Raw genomic sequence first — 18,309 nt, forward strand, 5'->3', positions numbered from 1 at the left:
CAAACAAAAGGAGTGTTCCGGTCATGAAAAAGAAGATTGATGTTCTTACCTTGTGGCTATGGATACTCATTTTGGTTTTATTTTTCATTAATACAAAAAGCTATCCATAATAAAGGATAGCTTTTTTTAAGGATACGAATATAAATCGCTTATGGAATTATATTAAATAAATTTTCTTGACTTGGTGTTCACTCCAAGTAGTAATCTGTGTTTACTATCGGAAACACAGAAAGGAAGAATAAAATGAACGAACAAAATAAAGTGGTATTGATTACAGGAGCCAACTCTGGGATTGGATTGGAACTGACGAAAAAGATTCTATCTCAAGGATGGGAAGTAATTGCTGTAATTCGTTCTGACTTTCCAAATGATCAACCAATAATTATTGATGCTCTTAAAAAGAAGCTATTAAGAGTATATAAAGCTGATTTAGCCGAATTCTCCAGCCTTAGAAACGTACTTAGCCAGATTAAGAAAAGCGAGACCAAAATTGACTTGATTTTTAACAATGCAGGAGTCAGTTTTGCTGAATACAAATATTCCAAACAAGGGCGTGAAATTCATTTTGAAGTTAATACATTAGTGCCTTATATCGTTACAATGGAACTTAAAGAACTGTTACTACATGGGCAGGAGAAAACGATCATCAATACGTCTTCCAATTCTTTATTATTTTTGAAGCAATTTGACTTAAATACAGTAATCGATCCTAAGATAATTCCATTTAAAAAGATTATAGGTCCATATGCGAACAGTAAATTAGCCCTTTCCCTGTGGACGAATGGAATTGCTCCGAAGCTATTGACCGAGGGAATAAAAATTCGCAGTGTCTGCCCAGGACCAAACAGGACGAAGTTGACCAAAGGAAAAAGAATGCCCAGTTATATTCTTCCCATAAGGAACCTTATTTTTTCTCCTCCAAGCAAAGGGGCATCTCGCTTATATGAAGCTGCTTTCAATTTCAACAACGAAATTACCGGGATTTTTGTAAACAAGGGCAAAGAAACTGCAATCAAATTCTCTGGTTATGAGGCACAAGTACTTAATCAACTGATTGATATTTACCAAAACGAGTTTCTCGTTTAGATTTTAATTAATCTATCTGTAAACAAAATTAGTAGGTGATGATTTGAATGCTTATTCTATCAAGCAAGCTTCCAAGAAAACCGGATTAACTGAAGATGCGATCCGCTATTATGAAAAAATCGGATTGCTTCCTTATGCAAAAAGAAAACGAAATGGACATCGAATATACGATGAAGAAGACATAGAGCTAATGGACCTGATCATTTGTCTGAAAAAAACAGGAATGTCATTAAATGAAATGAAAAATATTTTACAATATCCTGTAAAATATAAACTTAGTTCTGTTCCCGAATTAAAAAGAACCCTTTTAGAATATAAAGAAAAAGTGATGAATCAAATACACGATCTTCAACGTATTGTGGAGTTTATTGATTCTAAGCTAGAAAACGATGAGACCCTTTTTCGGCCTCAAAAAAATAAAGGTAACAAAAACGCTTAGTGTATGACTGGTATTTTACCTGTAGTTTAGGTATGAAGCTATCCCTTATGGGCTATTACTTAATATTTTGTTTAAATCAATAAGATGCTTCAATATAAGAGTATTTTAGTGTAAATTAGCACTTAAATGAAATGAAAAATAGAGCTCCTAAAGTGATCGACTGGGACCATCTATACCCTCAGTGGGATACGATCTTCAAAACAGCTTACCCATCAATGACGGTTGCTTATGTATCAGCTTTAGGATGGCCTGAGCTGAAAATTGAAATTGAACTATGGTGTGCGGATATATGATTCAAAAAAAGAACAGTGGAAACTGTTCTTTTTTACTTGAGCCGCTTTGTAATCCACCCAGCAAAGAATGTAAAGACGGTATAGACGATGACCCAAATGAGAAAGGATTCATTCCCGTCAATATAAGTGAACATGAAGATTATGCTCGCTAACAGCACAATCAAAGTAGGTATCCAAACATTCTTTAAAAAGAGCGTGCCCAAAATGCCAATCAGCACAGAGAGAATAGGAAAGCCAAATACAATGAATAGAATAAAAACAGCCATATTGCGAACTCCTTTTAACAAGTGTTTACGTCAAAACATAAAAGACTGACGCAGCCATGTGTGGAAGTGCAAAAATGATTACAAGAAAAGCCGTATCAAGACGCCACATGCGGTGTTCTTTTGTTTCAGAATGATAGGCTGTTCGTGTCTCTTCTCCACTTGTCCAAGCACCCATTAGCACCCCAGACATCACGACCCCAATAATTGAGATGCCGCCACTGACAAACCCAATCCATTCAAGGTGCTGCAACAGGATAGCGGCGCTGCAAATCACAATCATTGAGCAAACACCGGCGAAAAAAGCATGTTTTTTTCTCATTCTGGTTCACTCCCTTCAAAGACAATTAGGAGACCGCATCACATATTTCAATGAAATGACCATCAGGATCAGACACATAAGCGACTGTTTGACCCCATGGTTTTTTTGCAGGTTCTTTGATGATCGAAACCCCTTTTTCCTTCATTGATGCAATCGTTTGCTCCACATCATCCACAACAAAGCCAATCTCAAACGTGTGAGACGCTTGATTTGCTTCAGGGACAGGCAATCCGAGTGCTTCTTTGACATCCTGGCGTGAATTAATCGATAACGTCACGTCTCCAGTGTCAAACTCAACATAGGATTCAACCCTCAATTTTATTGGGAAACCAAGTACATGCTGATAGAAATGAATACTTGCCTCCACATCGTTTACATATAAAATGGTATATTTCATTTTCATGTGAAAAACTCCTTTCTTCATATACGTGTCAAAAACGGAAAGGTTTCCCACTCATTGTACCATATAGGATATAAGGTGTATTTCATGCCAAAAAAATCAAAATATTTAGCTCAATAGTCTTGAAAAACAAAAAGTGGTGACATATGATAAAAATGTAAAATTAGAAAAAATAGGGGGATCTTACATGTTGAAAAAAATCATGGTGGCTGTCTTGTCTTTAGGACTTTTACTAAGTTTTACACAAGTCGACACCCACACAGCAGATGCAAAAACGGTCAAGTCTTACAAAAACTGCAAAGCGCTGAACAAAGTATATAAAGGCGGCGTAGCAAAAAGTAAAAATACGAAAAACAAAGGCGGAAAAACAAAATACAAGCCTTATGTATCTAAAGCACTTTATCAAAAAAATAAGCACCTTGACCGCGATAAAGACGGCATTGCGTGTGAACGCTAAGCACATGTGAAAAAGACCTGCAACAAGGTCTTTTTTCTATGGGATCAAACTCGTCCCTTTGTGCCTTCTTCCTCTTTATATTAAAATAAAGATAGTTTCAAAAATCGATACAAAGTGGGGTACTCAATTTGTCAACACAAGCTCATAAGAAAGACATCCGATTGATTGCCATTGATATGGATGGCACGCTGTTAAACAGTGAGCACATCATTCCAGAGGAAAATAAACAAGCCATTAAAGAGGCTGAAGCAAAAGGAGTCCATGTGGTCATTAGCACAGGGCGGACACTGATGACATGCCGAGAGCTGGTTGAGCCGCTCAAGTTATCGTCTTACCTTGTGACAGCAAACGGAAGTGAAATCTGGGATTCAAACTTCCAGCTGATCGAACGGGATCTGCTGCATCCTGATCACGTCCAAATGATGTGGGATTTAAAAAATAGGTACGAAACCGATTACTGGGCTTCGACTGTGGATAAGGTGTGGAGAGGTGAATTCCCTGAACGAATTCATGACCATGAATGGCTGAAATTTGGCTTTGATATTCATGATGATGACGTTCGTGAGGAAGTACTCAATACATTGAAAACAAATAAGCATCTAGAGATCACAAACTCAAGTCCAACGAATATCGAAGTGAATGCAGCCGGCATTAACAAAGCGGCAGCTCTTGCAAAAGTAGCAGAACGCATTGGCTGTACGATGGACAACGTCATGTCACTTGGCGACAGCCTCAATGATATAGCCATGATTCAAGAAGCCGGATTAGGCATTGCCATGGGAAATGCGCAGGAAGTGGTGAAAGAGGCCGCTGATTGGATTACAGCGCCTAATACAGAACACGGCGTGGCAAAAGCCATCCAACATTGGGTGCTGTCTAAATAAGGTGCATATCATTACAAAAAAAGTGAGAGGATTTTGCCTCTCGCTTTTTTTGTTTTCTCCTAGTTCTATTGTTATGTTTTCTGCCAATTTCATGTGCAGTCTATTCAAAGTTGGTATAATCAATATAAATTCGAATATTCGGACTTTATATTCCGTATTTCGGAACAATAAGGAGGGATTCTATGTATCAAGTGGATATCAACTGTGATTTGGGAGAAAGCTTTGGTCAATACACAATCGGTGCAGATGAACAAATCTTAGAATATGTCACCTCAGCCAACATTGCTTGCGGTTTTCATGCAGGAGATCCAACGGTCATGAGAAAGACAGTTAGAATGGCACTGGATAAAGGGGTTAAAATTGGTGCACATCCAGGTTTGCAAGATTTGGCCGGCTTTGGCAGACGTCCAATGGCTATCTCCGCAGAGGAAGCCTATGATCTTGTCATCTATCAAATTGGCGCTCTATCAGCCTTTCTCAAGGCCGAGGGCGGCACGATGCAGCATGTCAAACCACACGGCGCCCTCTACAACATGGCAGCTAAAAATAATGAATTATCTGAATCGATTGCGCAGGCTGTATATGATGTGGACCCAAACCTTGTGTTATTTGGTCTGTCAGGCAGTGAACTTGCGTTAGCAGGTGAACGAATAGGTCTGCAAGTGGCACATGAAGTTTTTTCTGATCGGACGTATCAAACAGACGGGACGCTGACATCGCGCCGCGAACCACATGCACTCATTAAAGAGGATGAACGGGCCGTCCAGCAGGTTGTTCGTATGGTGCGAGAAGGCAGGGTTCGTACAGTTCAAGGAGAAGATATCGAGCTCAAAGCAGATACGGTTTGCATTCACGGAGACGGCAGTCATGCGCTTCAATTTGCGAAGATCATTACAGCAAAGCTAAAAGAAGCCGGCATCCATCTGAAGGCCTTTCAATAAAAATCGTCATCAAAGGGGGAAACAGCATGAAAACAGAGAAAGTCAAACAAATGAAGGCACCAAAGGGGAATCGGTCTATGCTGATGGGCGCAGCCTTTTTAATGGCGACGTCCGCGATCGGACCGGGATTTTTAACACAAACAACCGTCTTCACACAGCAGCTTGCGGCTAGCTTTGGATTTGTCATTTTGATCTCAATTTTATTAGATATTTTTGCACAAACAAATGTATGGCGCATCATTGCCGTGTCAGAAAAACGAGGTCAGGATATCGCAAATATGGTGCTCCCGGGTCTCGGCTATGTGCTGGCCTTTTTGATTGTCATTGGAGGACTTGCCTTTAACATCGGAAATATCGCTGGAGCTGGTCTCGGTTTCCAGGTGATCTTCGGAGTCGATCCGCGAATCGGCGCAGGGATCAGTGCTGTGATTGCCATTCTTATCTTTGTGATCAAAGAGGCTGGGAAAGCGATGGATCGTTTCACACAGGCAGCTGGTTTTGTCATGATTGGCCTGATGCTGTATGTGGCGATTTCAACAGCGCCGCCAGTTGGAGAAGCGGCCGTGAGAACATTTGTCCCAGAGACGATTGATATTTTATCCATTGTGACACTTGTGGGCGGAACGGTAGGCGGCTATATCGTCTTTGCTGGCGGGCATCGCTTGCTGGATGCAGGTATTAAGGGGAAGGAAGCACTGCCGCAAGTGACGAAAAGCTCTATTTTCGGTGTTTTAATTACATCTGTCATGCGTGTAGCACTCTTTCTTGCCGTATTAGGGGTTGTTTCAAAAGGCTTGCAGATTGATCCATCCAACCCGCCTGCCTCTGTTTTTCAATTAGCTTCAGGAAATATCGGCTATAAAATGTTCGGGATTATTATGTGGGCTGCGGCGATTACGTCTGTCATTGGAGCAGCATACACATCTGTTTCTTTCTTCAAAACCTTCTCACCAAAAATTGAGCAAAACCAGCGTGGCATTATCATTGGTTTTATTGCTCTTTCAACCCTTTGTTTTATCACGATCGGAAGACCTGTGAACATCTTGATATTAGTTGGAGCAATCAATGCATTGATTTTGCCGCTCGCCCTTGGCACTTTACTCGTTGCGGCGTATAAGAAAGACATTGTTGGAGATTATCGTCATCCATTCTTTTTGACAGTGACTGGTGCATTTGTTGTGGTCATTATGGCGATGATGGGCGGCTATACCATCATGAATGAAATCCCTAAACTATGGAGCTGATCCAGATGAATACTTATCAAACATATGAGCCATCACAGATGAGAGAATTGATTCGCGAAAAAAAGATCACAGGACCAACGGCTGGCTTTGCAGAAGGGTTTGCTCAAGCCAATTTAATGATTGTCAAAAAGGAACTTGCCTTTGATTTTCTTTTATTTTGCCAGCGGAATCCGGCTGCATGTCCCTTGCTTGATGTACTGGACCCAGGTGATCCAGTGCCAAGACGGTCGGCGCCTCAAGCGGATATTCGTACGGACTTTCCTAAGTACCGTATTTACCGAAAAGGGATTCTTGAAGAAGAGGTGACAGATATCACGGTTTATTGGGAGGATGATATGGTTGCCTTTCTCATTGGATGCAGTTTTACGTTTGAGCACGCGCTTATGCTGAATGACATTCCTGTCCGCCATATTGAAGACGGTCATAACGTACCCATGTATCAAACGAATATAGCTTGTGAAAAAGCAGGAGTCTTTCATGGCCCGATGGTGGTCAGCATGAGACCCATTCCGGCGCATCAAGTCACAAGAAGTGTTCAAGTGACATCTCGATTTCCATCAGTCCATGGCGGACCGATCCATATAGGGGACCCAACGGTGATTGGCATTTCCGATGTGAATCAGCCTGACTTTGGAGAGCCATCTGTGATCAAAGAAGGAGAAGTCCCGGTGTTTTGGGCATGTGGTGTGACGCCGCAAGCCATTGTCATGCATACAAAACCCGACATTGCGATCACTCATGCACCCGGGCATATGTTCATCACTGATCGAAGAGATCAAAAGCTCGGTGTACTGTAGAAAGAGAGGTGTCCTCAAGTGGCTTTTTCAACGATAAAAGATTCCATCACCTATCACCCGCTGGGAGATGCAGCGATCGTCATCCAAGCAGGAGCTGACATACGTGAGGAGATTCATGCACGTGTTGAGCAGCTGTTTGCATGTATTGAACAGCACCCATTTGAAGGGTATGTAGAAGCAGTTCAAGCCTTTACAAACGTGACTGTTTTTTACGAGCCTTATACCGTACATCAATCGGCCCAGCTGCAAACACAAGACCTGTCTCCGTATGAATGGGTCAAAGGCTATATTGAACAACTTCTTGAAGACAAATGGCAGGAGGGAGTTCAGGTAAAGCGCCGCACCGTTGACATTCCAGTCTGTTACGGGGGAGCGCTGGGCCCTGATTTAGAAGAGGTTGCCCGTATCAATGGTTTAACGCCAGAAGAAGTCGTGCGTATTCACACTGCCGGCACGTACCTTGTCTATATGATTGGATTTGCCCCAGGGTTTCCGTTTTTAGGCGGGCTGTCTGAAAAGATCGCGGCACCACGCAGAGAAACACCAAGGATGTCCATTCCAAAAGGCTCTGTTGGTATTGCAGGAAAGCAGACAGGTGTTTATCCAATTTCCACACCCGGGGGCTGGCAGCTCATTGGACAAACCCCGCTGCCGCTTTTTCGCCCAGACGAGGAAATTCCGAGTCTATTGAAAGCAGGGGACGAGGTCAGATTTGTCCAAATGTCTGAAAAGGAATTTTTCAGCATGAAGGAGGCAGAACGTTGAGTATTCATGTCATCAAGCCAGGAATCTACACAACCATTCAAGATAAAGGGCGGCAAGGCTATCAAAAGTATGGTGTCTTAACGAGCGGCGGCATGGACCCGCTCTCACTTAGAATCGCCAACATTCTCACTGGCAACCAAGAAAACGAAGCAGTGCTGGAAGTGACGTTGATGGGGCCGGGGCCTGTGCTCACATGTGAGAGGGATCAGCTCATCGCCGTCACTGGTGCTGATGTTGAGATTGATATTGATGGGGAGCGGGCACCATTATGGAAGCCGCTCTTTGTTCGATCAGGAAGTACGATCACCTTTGGTCTTTGTAAGAGAGGCTGCCGCGTTTATCTTGCTGTGGCAGGTGGATTTGATGTGGAACCAGTCATGCAGAGCAAAAGCACCTATGTCAGAGCAGGGATCGGTGGACTGAAAGGACGACCGCTTGAAAAAGGCGACGTTCTGCCTGTTGGAGAGCCGTCTCTCGTAGCGGATCATTTGTTTGATAGGCTGAAAAATAAAGTGAAACAGGCGGGATACGGCGCACCCGATTGGACAGTGAGTCATGATCATTTTTTACCGCTGCGGAAATCACCAGTGATTCGTGTGCTGGCAGGCAGGCATCTTTCTCATTTTCAAGAAACATCTCAAACCGCGTTTTTTGAGCAGCCTTATCAGGTCACACCCCAATCAGATCGCATGGGCTGCCGGCTAAAGGGAGAGCCGGTTCATTTAAAAGAAAAGCTGGAATTGATCTCAGAAGCTGTCGCCTTTGGATCTATTCAAATTCCACCCGATGGCCAGCCGATTATTCTGCTGGCAGATCGGCAGACGACAGGCGGATACCCGCGTATTGGAGAAGTAGCGACTGTTGATTTGCCGCTTATTGCACAGGCGATGCCTGGGGCAAAGCTGTATTTTGAACAAATAGATCATCGGGATGCAGAGCAGGCGTTATTTAAGCAAGAAGCAGAACTGAGGGAGCTGGCCGCAAGAATCAAGCTGGAAGCATTCTCGTTTAGAAAAGGTGAAGAAGATGCAAAACACAAATAAAACGGTTGTGAAATCAATGGAGATTTTGCGGCTGTTTATCGCTCACGATCAATTAACATTAAATGAAATGATCGAGCTTTCCGGTATGCCGAAAACATCTGTCCATCGCATGGCGAGCTCTTTAGCCGATATGGGACTGTTAGAAAAGCAAGAAACAGGTGTTTATCGATTAGGCTTAATGTTCCTTGAATACGGTCAGCTTGTGGCGGACCGCCTTGATATTCGAAGGATTGCAAGACCATTTATGGAAAGCTTACGCGATGAAGTAGGAGAGGCTGTACAGCTCATTGTTCGTGAGGGCGACGAAGCCATTTACGTGGAAAAGATTGAAGGTACGCAGCCTGTTCGTCTCTACACCGCCGTTGGCAGACGGTCTCCCCTATATGCGGGTGCCTGTGCGAGAAGTATTCTCTCCTTTTTGCCAGAGAGCGAGAGACTTGCCTATATTGACTCAATTGAGCTGGGGAAGATCGGAATTGGGACCATCACAGATAAAGAGGTTCTAAGAAACATGCTGGAAGAATCAAATGCGAGGGGATATACGCTAAGCTATTCTGAGCTTGAAAACTATACAGCTGCGATTGGAGCTCCTATTTTCAATCATCTGGGGGAAGTGGCAGCAGGTATTAGCATTGCAGGATTTGAAGCAGGATATCAAAAAGAACGCTTACCTTACTTAATTAAACAGGTGAAAAAAGCCGCCAGTGATATTTCGAGAGAATTAGGCTTTTCTGAACAAATAAAAAGCCAATGACCGTAAAGATCATTGGCTTTTTGTGTGCAGTTATTAGAAAGTTTTTCCTAAAGCTTTCGCACGTTCGATTGCATCTGCTTTAATTTGCTCTGCTTTTGCAGGCTCAGCATTGTGGCCTTCAACGATAAGACCTTCGAAAGAAGGAATTCCGAAGAAGTTAGCGATTGTACCAAGGTAACGGTGACCTGCTTCAAGTTCAGCAGCAGGACCTTCAGAGTAGTATCCGCCACGTGCTTGGATGTGAAGAGCTTTTTTGTCTGTTAATAATCCAACAGGACCTTGCTCAGTGTATTTGAATGTTTTACCAGCTACAGCAACAGAGTCGATGTATGCTTTAAGAACTGGTGGGAATGAGAAGTTCCAAAGTGGTGAAACAAATACATATTTGTCAGCAGAAACGAATTGATCACTTAATTCGTTTAGACGAGCAACTTTCGCTTGTTCTTCAGCTGAAAGTGTATCGAAACCAGCGCCAGATTGAAGTTTGCCCCAGCCAGCGAATACATCTGCATCAATGTGAGGGATGTTTTCTTTGTACAAATCGATATGTACAACCTCGTCACTTGGATTTGCTTCCTTATAAGATTCGATAAATGCCTTAGCAGTAGCCATACTGTAAGAAACTGTTTCATCATGCGGATGTGCAGTGATGTATAAAACTTTTGCCATGTTCATTCAATCCTTTCTGTTTCGGTTATTTTTTTAGCGTATCCCAAAGGTACACTGAATATGTGGCATCTTTAATCATATTGGAATGCTATGAAAAAGATGTAACAAGCACAGTTACATGAAAACTGATATTTTCATTGTAATCACTATGTAGTTTGAAGTCAAGGTAAAAAGTCTCGAAATCAAGATAAAAAGTTTGTAAATTTTTCTGGAACGCGTAAACACGCAGTTTTCAGCGCAAAAAACCTACTCTTATTGAACAAAAAAATGATCGATATCGCAAGTAAAGAGTTTGTAAAGGCGCTGCATCTCAAAAAAAGATGGATGCCCCTAAGTCATCTGCTACAAGCATCTGTTCTCCGGTTTCGTATATATAAGAGAAGGCAGGAGAGAGTGAGGGATAAGAGTGGGACGATCCTATGTTGCGATTGGAGATTCCTTAACAGTTGGGGTGGGGGCGCGTTTATTTTGCGGAGGATTTGTTCAGCGGTTTTGGTGGATGCTTGAAAAAAAGACGCATGCACCAGTTGAGCTGTCCGTATTTGCAAAATCAGGGTTAACGACCGAGCAGATTTTACAGCTCTTCAAACGGTCAGAGGTGAGACGTTCGATTGCGGCAGCTGACATCATCACCATCACAGGCTGTGGGAATGACCTTGTTCAAGCTGTTCAGCAGTATGAAGATGGTGAAGATGAAAAGAAACTGCTGCAAGCGGTCACGCATTGCCAGGCGAATTTTAGCAAGATGATTCAAGAAATCGCTCAGATCAAAAGAGGGCAGCATCAGCCCTACTACGTGTATTTCATGAATTTATATAATCCATTTCCACAAATACCAATAGCCGGTCGGTGGCTTCAGCAATATAATCAACAGCTTCGTTTGCTTGCTGCGAATCCGCATGTAGAAGTTGTGGATGTGTACCGGGCGTTTGAAGGACATGAAAGAGCCTACTTATCGATTGATCAATTTCACCCGAATCCTAAGGGGTATGAAGCGATGGCAGAAGCATTGTTTAAGGCATACTGTAAACAGCTGTAATCCGGTGGGATTGCAGTTTTTTTCATCCTTTTCAATATATGACGGTTTCGATATGATAAAAGAAACGAAGGCGAAAGAGGTGTGCAGGCATGGAGGAAATCAGTGCGTTTTTTCAAAAGATGACAGGAACGGCTTATGAAGTAGGAAAACAGCAGGCTGTCTGGCTTAAGGAGAACCCGTTGCTAAAGACACAATATATTCGAACAGAACCGGTAACACAACAGGCTGTGAAAGAAACGAAGCAGCTGATCCGTCCCTTTCTTCCTCAATTAGATGAAGAGATTGCTGGGTTTTGTGATGAAATGCAATTAGATGAGCGTTATTTGACCTTTTTCTATTCATCTCATCTTCAGCCAGGCTGTTCCCACTGTGTGAGGCAGGGGAATATGGCGGCCGGTCAACAAACGGTCATGCTGCGTAACTATGATTTCTCCCCGATTTTTGATGATATGCGTCTTGTGACGACACATGTGAAAGGCTCAGTATATCATACAGGCTCGTCGCTGCTGTTGTTTGGCAGATCTGATGGAATGAATGAGCATGGTCTTGCTGTGACTTTCTCTGCTTGCGGTCCGCCGGTTGGCAATGAACCCGGTTTAAAGCCTCCAGCCGTCGCCGGTTTGCAGGTGTATCATGTGATTCGCTCTGTTCTGGAATCCTGTCCAACGGTCGAGGAAGCCATTCGCTCTATCGAGGAAATGCCCGTTGCCTCAAATGTTCATATCATGCTTGCCGATCGAAAAGGAAAGGCGGCTGTGATTGAAATCATTGATGGTCAAAAAAGGGTGAGGAGACCGGAGAGAGGTTATATTGCTGCAACGAATCATCCGGTAGCTGATCAAACAGCAAAAGGGATGACCAAACATCATTCTGTTGTCAGATACGATATGTTAATGGAAGCTTTAAAAGAGCAACGATCAAGTGATTCTCTTGCGAAACTGTTCCAGACAGAATATCCTGATGGTCTGACTGTACACAATTATGAGGAGCTGTTTGGAACGATGCGAACCGTCATGTTCCGTCCAGAAGAAGGCACAATCGATTATTGCTTTGGCTCTCCCGTATACAATCCGACTTATTCTTTAAAAACCGGGGGTTCACTGCCTTTTCAAAAACAAAAGGTTCAATTTCATCAAAAGGATTATGGACCGTCATTTTGGAGAAGTGTCTGATGATCCCTTGTTTATATTTTGTCACAGCTGCTGTGCCAAATTCAGATCAACTTAAGATTGCATCGCTCGTTGAAAGCGTTTTATATTAAGGTGTGACAATAGACCTATTTATACAGAAGGAGGCATTTCATGTACATAACGGCACGAGAACAGAAAGTCATTAAATACATCATTCAGCAAAATCGTTATGTCACCATTCGTGAGATAGCCGATTCTGTTCAGGTAAGTACTAGAACGATCCATAGAGAACTAAAATCTATTAAACCAATATTGAAAGATTATCATCTTTCATTAGATAAACAACCGGGAAAAGGCTTGAAGGCAGTCGGCGAACAGGAGGATAAACAGCGGCTTCTTGCTCATATGTCAAATGAGGATCAAATCGAATATAGCTCAGATGAACGAAAGCTCTTAATTCTATGTGCGCTGCTTGAAGCGAAGGAACCGGTGAAATTATACACACTCGCAGCTGACTTGCAGGTAACAAATGCGACGATCAGCTATGATTTAGATGAACTAACGGAGTGGATTGCTCCATACGGTTTGCAGCTTATCCGCAAGCGCGGGTACGGCATTGAATTAAAAGGGCCGGAGGAAGCAAAACGAAAAATTGTCGGCAATCTCATTGTTGACCGGCTCGACATTCAATTATTTTTAGAAACGATTGAAATGAATATCAAACATCGAACGAAAGCAACGGAAAAGGTGTTTGGCGTTGTCAGCAGAGGACAGCTGCTAAAGGTAGAAAGGCTGCTCTTTCATTTGAAAGATCGACTGTCACTCTCATTATCTGATAGTGCCTATATTGCACTTGTTGTTCACTTAACCTATGCCATCGAACGTATTCAGCTTGGGGAAACCATTCGAATGGAAGAGGAAGAGCTGCTGGAATTAAAGCGGACGAAGGAATTTGAATCATCACTTCGAATGGCAAGGGCGCTTGAACGCATGTTTAATGTGGAGATTCCTGAAGCGGAGGTCGGATATATGACCATCCATCTTCGCAGTGCAAATCGCAGCTTTGGGGCAGAATACCGTATTGATGAAATTGAGCTGGATATAGCGCTGAGAACGAAAAAGCTCATTGATTTTATTTCAAATAAAACCGGCTATCATCTCAATGAAAATGATTCATTGTATGAGGGGCTCGTGTCTCATCTTGAGCCTGCCATGAACCGTCTAAAGGAAAAGATGAGAATCTATAATCCGCTCACACAACAAATAAAAAAAGACTACTTTTTGCTGTTTATGGCGATTGAAGAAGGAGTCGAGCGTTTCTTTCCAGAGATTGAATTTCCAGAGGATGAAATCGCCTTTCTTGTGCTTCACTTTGGCTCAGTGCTTGAAATCAAAAAAGAAGAAACAAAAATTCATGCGCTCGTTGTTTGCTCAAGCGGGATTGGTTCCTCGAAAATGCTCGCCTCCCGGTTGAAAAAAGAATTGCCGGAGATCGCCAAATTCGATCTATCCTCCTTGATGGAGCTAAAGGAAATCGATGCATCAAGCTATGACATGATTGTCTCGACCGTTCCAATCCCATATGAGCATATCGATTACATTATGGTCAGCCCCCTTTTAAACGAGGATGATGCCATGCGTGTGAAGGCTCATATTAAACGGAAGATTCCTTATATCATCGAGAAAAAAAGAACAAAAGAATCTCCTAAAGAATTGGTGCAAGAAACCGTGGATATGATGGCGGTTGCAGAGCAGGTGGCGAATTATATGTTTGTGATTCGCAGCATTCTGTCCCATTTTACCATCGAAAAAAGAAAGACGATGCCGCAGCATGATGAAACCATCAGGCAGCTGCTTTGTCAGCTTGAAGAGGAAGGGTGTATCATACATGCGGATGATGTAGCGGGCGGCCTTTTGGAACGTGAACAGCAAGGCGGCTTAGGCATACCTGGCACTGAGTTTGCTCTTTATCATTTAAAGCATGCATTCATCAAGGAACCAATCTTTCATATTTATGATCTTGATCAGGCATATGAGGTTAAAAGCATGGATGGCGGGCAGCAGCAGATGTCACGAATGCTCATGATGCTGGCGCCGCAAGAGCTTGGCAAGGAAGGGTCAGAAATGTTTAGTCTGATCAGTTCATCCATCATTGAAAGTGAAGAAAGCATGGCGCTTTATGGACAAGGAACAAAGGAAGACATTGAACTGAAATTACATCAGCTTTTCTATCAATTTGTCAAAGAGGCAAAGTGGTAAGAAAAAGGCCGAGAGCTTAGTCGCTTCTCGGCTTTTTTGCTGTGACACAGACGGCAAGGGTAGGACGAATTTCTTCATACTCAATAGAAAATTGGTCAAACCCGGCAAACTGCAAGTCGTTTAATATGTTTTCACCCATCTCTTTTGTCCGATTTGCATCAGCTCCTTTTTCTCTTGGCTGCATCACAATAACGAGTGTTCCGCCTGGTTTCAAGGTGTGATAAAGATTGAGTAAGCCCGTTTTTGGATCATCCCAAATCGTAAAATTGTTAACAGACAGCACTTTATCATACTGCTCTCCGGGAAGACGTGTTTTCTCGATTTTTCCGACATACAGCCGAACCTGTTTGTCTTTTGCCCGTTTGCTGACGCGTGACTGTGCTTGCTCCTGCATGGTGGAAGAAGCATCAAGCCCATCAATGTGAAGATCTTGATAATGCTTGAGCATATGTTTAATACTGTAGCCGGGTCCATAGCCAATTTCTAAAATGTTTTCACCATCTGTCAAATCTAAGTGGCGGATGGCCCACTGATTCAATGCTTTATTTTCATTTGCCATAATGAGTCCAGCAATGCTTCCGAGCCAGCCTTTTGGTCTGCTAAAGGTTTTCGAAATAGACAGCATGTGAGAACGCTCCTTTTTGATGATCATGTAACCGATTTTTCCCCTCTTCAAACATGCTGATTTTCGGGAACACATCTGAATAGCTTCATGATGTTTGAGTGAAAAAATGAGGTGGTAATGAAAGGATACATCAACAAATCAAGGAGGAGCTTACACATGGATTTACGTGAATATTTAACAAATGGCATTCCGCGCCAAACGCAGGATCAGCAGCCAGGCAGTGAAAGAGAAATGAATCCAGCGCCGATCTTTGAGGATGAATCATATCAAGGTTCTGGCAAGCTAAAAGGAAAAGTGGCACTGATTACAGGTGGAGATAGTGGAATTGGACGGGCAGTATCTGTTGCCTATGCAAAGGAAGGTGCACATGTTGCCATTGTGTATTTAAATGAACATGAGGATGCAGAGGATACGCAAAAACGTGTAGAACAAGAAGGCGTTAAATGCTTAACGATTGCAGGAGATGTCGGTGACGAAGCCTTTTGTGAGAAAGCAGTAGAAAAAACAGTTGAAGCCTTTGGTCAATTAGACATTTTAGTAAATAATGCGGCTGAACAGCATCCGCAAGAACGTATTCAAGATATTTCGAGTGAACAGCTTCACCAAACCTTTAGAACCAACTTCTATTCCTATTTCTATTTTACGAAAAAGGCACTGGATTATTTAAAACCGGGAAGCTCCATCATTAATACAACATCCATTAACCCATATCGGGGTAACCCAGTGCTGATTGATTATACGGCGACAAAAGGAGCCATCAACGGCTTTACGCGTTCTATGGCACAATCGCTTGTGAAAGATGGGATTCGGGTGAACGGTGTAGCGCCAGGTCCAATTTGGACGCCGCTCATTCCATCTACATTTGATGAAGACAGTGTGGAAAGCTTCGGCGCAGAAACCCCAATGGGAAGACCAGGACAGCCTGTTGAGCATGTCGGCTGCTTTGTCCTGCTGGCTTCTGATGAATCGTCTTATATGACAGGACAAACACTTCATGTAAATGGCGGTTCCTTTATGAATACATGATCTACCGCGGCACCGCCCAGCTTTGATTGGGCGGTGTTTTTAGTATTTCTTGCGATTTTTCTGCACAGATATGACAGACCATACGATAATGCCTACAACAACTGCCGCAATGACAAGTGAACTTAAATGGAACATCGTTTCATGATGCATGTTCAATTTCTCCCTTCATTGAACCTGTTTTCTATAGCATCAGCCAGAAGGTCGCTTTTTATGAAAAACACATTTCTTTGTTTAATGAATGGGCTGTCGTGGAAACCTACGAATACGGATGAAATTTTGAAGGAGTGAAACGATATGTCTCAAGAAGAATTAAAACAAAAGGTATTAAACCTATTAGATGAACAAAAGGTCGGGACACTAGCGACTGTTGAGCAGGATAAGCCGCATACCCGCTATATGACTTTTTTCCATGAAGGGCTGACGTTATATACACCAACGAGTAAAGAAACACATAAAGCAGAAGAAATTGAAAAAAAACCGAATGTTCATATTCTTATTGGATATTCAGGCGAAGGATTCGGTGATACTTATGCAGAGATTGCAGGCACCGCCACATTAACCGATGATCGGGAACTGATCGACCGTCTTTGGTCTGATGAGATGAAGAAATGGTTTAAAGGAAAAGAGGATCCGAATCTAGTGATTCTGAAGATTGAGCCAACCTCCATTCGTTATATGAATGAAGGAAGCCGTACACCAGCAGAATTATCACTTTAACACTTGCGTAAGCAGGGGGAATGTGTTATAGTTTTATATTAGTGTTGAAATAAGCAAATAAATAAAGAAAGTAAACTTTCTTTTTTCTATGACATAATGAGAAGCAATAGAGCTTCTACTTGATAAGAACGAGACGCTGTCAAAGCGAACAAACTTATTCTTTTCCTTCTGCACCCGCCCCCTATAAAAGCGGAAGAATGGAAAAAAGACGTTTTGATTTACAATTCACACTGGCGCGGCTTCGGAGCCGTAAGGACGAATGAGAGGTAGGGCTTTCGTTGTCTTGTTATCCAGAACTTCCATGGCGTTTACTTTCAAACGTAGGTTCACTCGGAACACATATGACACACTGATATGATCGAATCTTAATTCATACACTCCGTAACGGAGATTAAACATTGATTATTTATTTGCATGAAAAGAGTAAGGAACAGGCTGCCATCTATTTGGCAGCCTTTTTCATTAGGTCAAACAATAGAACCCCGAAACCAATGAGCACAAGAAAAGGAAAAACAAAGGTCGCAACCATTCGCATAGCGTCCCCTCCAAAAGGGTTCGATACTAACAGCAGGCCGATAAATGCACAGATCATCAGAGTGAATAAAGCGGGCTTCATGATCATTTACTTTGTCCTTTCTTCTGATACTGCCAAATTCGCTCAATAAAAAAGAACATCACCGCAAACAAAATAGAAAACATGAACATATCCAGCAGTGTCACGCCTCTATTTGGGTGCACAAGACCAAACCAAACGAATTGCAGAACAAAAGAGATCGCAAAATATAGAATCGTTTTTTTCATCATTGTCCTCTTTTCACTTATTTTTTTGTCCCTTAAGCCACATCAGCCAAATGATGAAGGAACCAATCACACATGAGAGCAAAGTGACAGGCGGCAAGGTGTGCCAGCTAGTCAGCCCCTTTACAAAACACATATAAAAAAAGAAAATGGAAATGGATACGAGTACCCATTGCTTGAACCAACGAGGGACACGCAGCCAAGCTGCTAGAATGATTGATGATAGCTTATCCAATGAGATAACTCCTTTTTTGAATCTGATTGGATTTTATCGTAAACAACAAAGTTTGTAAAATATGGATTTTAGAGGCTTTGATGGTATTCTTCTAGCATGAAACATTTTCGCTGTACTGACGTA

Annotated in this window: 22 protein-coding genes; 15 read left to right on the forward strand and 7 right to left on the reverse strand. The window is 42.5% G+C overall.

Annotation, left to right across the window (positions count from 1 at the left end):
• Positions 1-243 precede the first annotated feature (243 nt).
• Both MHI08_RS02205 and MHI08_RS02210 read left to right on the forward strand, forming a co-directional pair.
• Positions 244-1,086, forward strand: coding sequence for an SDR family NAD(P)-dependent oxidoreductase (locus MHI08_RS02205; protein WP_024427327.1), 843 nt, complete (start codon positions 244-246; stop codon positions 1,084-1,086).
• Between the two features lie 43 nt (positions 1,087-1,129).
• The gene (locus MHI08_RS02210; RefSeq protein ID WP_024427328.1) at positions 1,130-1,525 is read left to right on the forward strand and encodes a MerR family transcriptional regulator; all 396 of its coding nucleotides are present in this window, start codon (positions 1,130-1,132) and stop codon (positions 1,523-1,525) included.
• Between the two features lie 325 nt (positions 1,526-1,850).
• Here the strand turns inward: MHI08_RS02210 and MHI08_RS02215 are convergent, their stop codons facing one another.
• The 3 genes from MHI08_RS02215 to MHI08_RS02225 are packed head-to-tail and all read right to left on the reverse strand — an operon-like array spanning position 1,851 to position 2,806.
• Complete coding sequence (locus tag MHI08_RS02215; protein ID WP_342499952.1) at positions 1,851-2,084, reverse strand: DUF2651 family protein; 234 nt, start codon at positions 2,082-2,084, stop codon at positions 1,851-1,853.
• A gap of 25 nt (positions 2,085-2,109) precedes the next feature.
• Complete coding sequence (locus MHI08_RS02220) at positions 2,110-2,403, reverse strand: DUF5316 family protein (RefSeq protein ID WP_342499953.1); 294 nt, start codon at positions 2,401-2,403, stop codon at positions 2,110-2,112.
• A 25-nt stretch (positions 2,404-2,428) separates the two neighbouring features.
• Complete coding sequence (locus MHI08_RS02225; RefSeq protein WP_024427330.1) at positions 2,429-2,806, reverse strand: VOC family protein; 378 nt, start codon at positions 2,804-2,806, stop codon at positions 2,429-2,431.
• 184 nt (positions 2,807-2,990) lie between these two features.
• On the opposite strand from MHI08_RS02225, the gene MHI08_RS02230 reads away from it, so the two are divergent.
• The 8 genes from MHI08_RS02230 to MHI08_RS02265 all read left to right on the forward strand — a co-directional run bounded on the left by MHI08_RS02230 (position 2,991) and on the right by MHI08_RS02265 (position 9,688).
• Positions 2,991-3,260 (forward strand): excalibur calcium-binding domain-containing protein, encoded by a 270-nt coding sequence (locus MHI08_RS02230; RefSeq protein ID WP_080652949.1) that lies wholly within the window; start codon positions 2,991-2,993, stop codon positions 3,258-3,260.
• A gap of 128 nt (positions 3,261-3,388) precedes the next feature.
• Positions 3,389-4,144: a Cof-type HAD-IIB family hydrolase gene (locus MHI08_RS02235; protein WP_041106513.1), complete on the forward strand. Its 756-nt coding sequence runs from the start codon at positions 3,389-3,391 to the stop codon at positions 4,142-4,144.
• A 182-nt stretch (positions 4,145-4,326) separates the two neighbouring features.
• Complete coding sequence (locus MHI08_RS02240) at positions 4,327-5,085, forward strand: 5-oxoprolinase subunit PxpA (RefSeq protein WP_076840744.1); 759 nt, start codon at positions 4,327-4,329, stop codon at positions 5,083-5,085.
• Positions 5,086-5,111: 26 nt separating this feature from the next.
• Complete coding sequence (locus tag MHI08_RS02245) at positions 5,112-6,329, forward strand: NRAMP family divalent metal transporter (RefSeq protein WP_076840745.1); 1,218 nt, start codon at positions 5,112-5,114, stop codon at positions 6,327-6,329.
• Between the two features lie 5 nt (positions 6,330-6,334).
• Entirely contained in the window at positions 6,335-7,126 is a 792-nt protein-coding gene (locus MHI08_RS02250; protein WP_342499954.1) for a putative hydro-lyase, read from the forward strand.
• An 18-nt stretch (positions 7,127-7,144) separates the two neighbouring features.
• On the forward strand, positions 7,145-7,891 hold the full coding sequence (gene pxpB, locus MHI08_RS02255) for a 5-oxoprolinase subunit PxpB (RefSeq protein WP_125587524.1): 747 nt from the start codon (positions 7,145-7,147) through the stop codon (positions 7,889-7,891).
• On the forward strand, positions 7,888-8,934 hold the full coding sequence (locus MHI08_RS02260) for a biotin-dependent carboxyltransferase family protein (RefSeq protein WP_125587523.1): 1,047 nt from the start codon (positions 7,888-7,890) through the stop codon (positions 8,932-8,934). Before pxpB ends, MHI08_RS02260 begins: the two co-directional genes overlap by 4 nt.
• Positions 8,918-9,688, forward strand: a complete 771-nt coding sequence (locus tag MHI08_RS02265; protein WP_024427337.1) for an IclR family transcriptional regulator — start codon at positions 8,918-8,920, stop codon at positions 9,686-9,688. The genes MHI08_RS02260 and MHI08_RS02265 overlap by 17 nt, the downstream gene beginning before the upstream one ends.
• A 33-nt stretch (positions 9,689-9,721) precedes the next feature.
• Here the strand turns inward: MHI08_RS02265 and MHI08_RS02270 are convergent, their stop codons facing one another.
• Positions 9,722-10,357 (reverse strand): FMN-dependent NADH-azoreductase, encoded by a 636-nt coding sequence (locus MHI08_RS02270; RefSeq protein WP_024425558.1) that lies wholly within the window; start codon positions 10,355-10,357, stop codon positions 9,722-9,724.
• A gap of 406 nt (positions 10,358-10,763) precedes the next feature.
• Here MHI08_RS02270 and MHI08_RS02275 point away from each other — a divergent pair, with 406 nt between their 5' ends.
• The 3 genes from MHI08_RS02275 to MHI08_RS02285 all read left to right on the forward strand — a co-directional run bounded on the left by MHI08_RS02275 (position 10,764) and on the right by MHI08_RS02285 (position 14,785).
• Positions 10,764-11,396: a GDSL-type esterase/lipase family protein gene (locus MHI08_RS02275; protein ID WP_248351456.1), complete on the forward strand. Its 633-nt coding sequence runs from the start codon at positions 10,764-10,766 to the stop codon at positions 11,394-11,396.
• Positions 11,397-11,485: 89 nt separating this feature from the next.
• The gene (locus tag MHI08_RS02280; RefSeq protein WP_342499955.1) at positions 11,486-12,568 is read left to right on the forward strand and encodes a C45 family peptidase; all 1,083 of its coding nucleotides are present in this window, start codon (positions 11,486-11,488) and stop codon (positions 12,566-12,568) included.
• Positions 12,569-12,697: 129 nt separating this feature from the next.
• Positions 12,698-14,785 carry a transcription antiterminator gene (locus MHI08_RS02285; RefSeq protein WP_056765182.1) on the forward strand — a complete coding sequence of 696 codons (2,088 nt, stop codon included), beginning with the start codon at positions 12,698-12,700 and terminating at the stop codon, positions 14,783-14,785.
• 16 nt (positions 14,786-14,801) lie between these two features.
• On the opposite strand, the gene MHI08_RS02290 is transcribed toward MHI08_RS02285, so the two are convergent.
• A complete protein-coding gene (locus MHI08_RS02290; RefSeq protein WP_224426885.1) occupies positions 14,802-15,437 on the reverse strand; it encodes a class I SAM-dependent methyltransferase in 636 nt (211 codons plus the stop codon).
• 129 nt (positions 15,438-15,566) lie between these two features.
• On the opposite strand from MHI08_RS02290, the gene MHI08_RS02295 reads away from it, so the two are divergent.
• Together MHI08_RS02295 and MHI08_RS02300 are read left to right on the forward strand one after the other, a co-directional pair.
• Positions 15,567-16,436, forward strand: coding sequence for an SDR family oxidoreductase (locus MHI08_RS02295; RefSeq protein ID WP_024425561.1), 870 nt, complete (start codon positions 15,567-15,569; stop codon positions 16,434-16,436).
• Between the two features lie 294 nt (positions 16,437-16,730).
• On the forward strand, positions 16,731-17,153 hold the full coding sequence (locus MHI08_RS02300; RefSeq protein ID WP_056765186.1) for a pyridoxamine 5'-phosphate oxidase family protein: 423 nt from the start codon (positions 16,731-16,733) through the stop codon (positions 17,151-17,153).
• Between the two features lie 618 nt (positions 17,154-17,771).
• Here the strand turns inward: MHI08_RS02300 and MHI08_RS02305 are convergent.
• Together MHI08_RS02305 and MHI08_RS02310 are read right to left on the reverse strand one after the other, a co-directional pair.
• Positions 17,772-17,954: a hypothetical protein gene (locus MHI08_RS02305; RefSeq protein WP_149125971.1), complete on the reverse strand. Its 183-nt coding sequence runs from the start codon at positions 17,952-17,954 to the stop codon at positions 17,772-17,774.
• A gap of 13 nt (positions 17,955-17,967) precedes the next feature.
• Positions 17,968-18,186 carry a hypothetical protein gene (locus MHI08_RS02310; RefSeq protein WP_034283837.1) on the reverse strand — a complete coding sequence of 73 codons (219 nt, stop codon included), beginning with the start codon at positions 18,184-18,186 and terminating at the stop codon, positions 17,968-17,970.
• Positions 18,187-18,309 lie beyond the last annotated feature (123 nt).

The sequence above is a fragment of the Bacillus sp. FSL M7-0791 genome (assembly GCF_038627085.1).
GTDB lineage: Bacteria > Bacillota > Bacilli > Bacillales > Bacillaceae > Bacillus > Bacillus safensis.

Coding starts and splice junctions, on each gene's coding strand:
- MHI08_RS02225 (WP_024427330.1), bottom strand. CDS start 2,806: ATGAAAATGAAATATACCATTTTATATGTAAACGATGTGGAGGCAAGT.
- MHI08_RS02265 (WP_024427337.1), top strand. CDS start 8,918: ATGCAAAACACAAATAAAACGGTTGTGAAATCAATGGAGATTTTGCGG.
- MHI08_RS02205 (WP_024427327.1), top strand. CDS start 244: ATGAACGAACAAAATAAAGTGGTATTGATTACAGGAGCCAACTCTGGG.
- MHI08_RS02245 (WP_076840745.1), top strand. CDS start 5,112: ATGAAAACAGAGAAAGTCAAACAAATGAAGGCACCAAAGGGGAATCGG.
- MHI08_RS02290 (WP_224426885.1), bottom strand. CDS start 15,437: ATGATCATCAAAAAGGAGCGTTCTCACATGCTGTCTATTTCGAAAACC.
- MHI08_RS02300 (WP_056765186.1), top strand. CDS start 16,731: ATGTCTCAAGAAGAATTAAAACAAAAGGTATTAAACCTATTAGATGAA.
- MHI08_RS02250 (WP_342499954.1), top strand. CDS start 6,335: ATGAATACTTATCAAACATATGAGCCATCACAGATGAGAGAATTGATT.
- MHI08_RS02215 (WP_342499952.1), bottom strand. CDS start 2,084: ATGGCTGTTTTTATTCTATTCATTGTATTTGGCTTTCCTATTCTCTCT.
- MHI08_RS02240 (WP_076840744.1), top strand. CDS start 4,327: ATGTATCAAGTGGATATCAACTGTGATTTGGGAGAAAGCTTTGGTCAA.
- MHI08_RS02285 (WP_056765182.1), top strand. CDS start 12,698: ATGTACATAACGGCACGAGAACAGAAAGTCATTAAATACATCATTCAG.
- MHI08_RS02230 (WP_080652949.1), top strand. CDS start 2,991: ATGTTGAAAAAAATCATGGTGGCTGTCTTGTCTTTAGGACTTTTACTA.
- MHI08_RS02305 (WP_149125971.1), bottom strand. CDS start 17,954: ATGAAAAAAACGATTCTATATTTTGCGATCTCTTTTGTTCTGCAATTC.
- MHI08_RS02270 (WP_024425558.1), bottom strand. CDS start 10,357: ATGGCAAAAGTTTTATACATCACTGCACATCCGCATGATGAAACAGTT.
- MHI08_RS02280 (WP_342499955.1), top strand. CDS start 11,486: ATGGAGGAAATCAGTGCGTTTTTTCAAAAGATGACAGGAACGGCTTAT.
- MHI08_RS02220 (WP_342499953.1), bottom strand. CDS start 2,403: ATGAGAAAAAAACATGCTTTTTTCGCCGGTGTTTGCTCAATGATTGTG.
- MHI08_RS02295 (WP_024425561.1), top strand. CDS start 15,567: ATGGATTTACGTGAATATTTAACAAATGGCATTCCGCGCCAAACGCAG.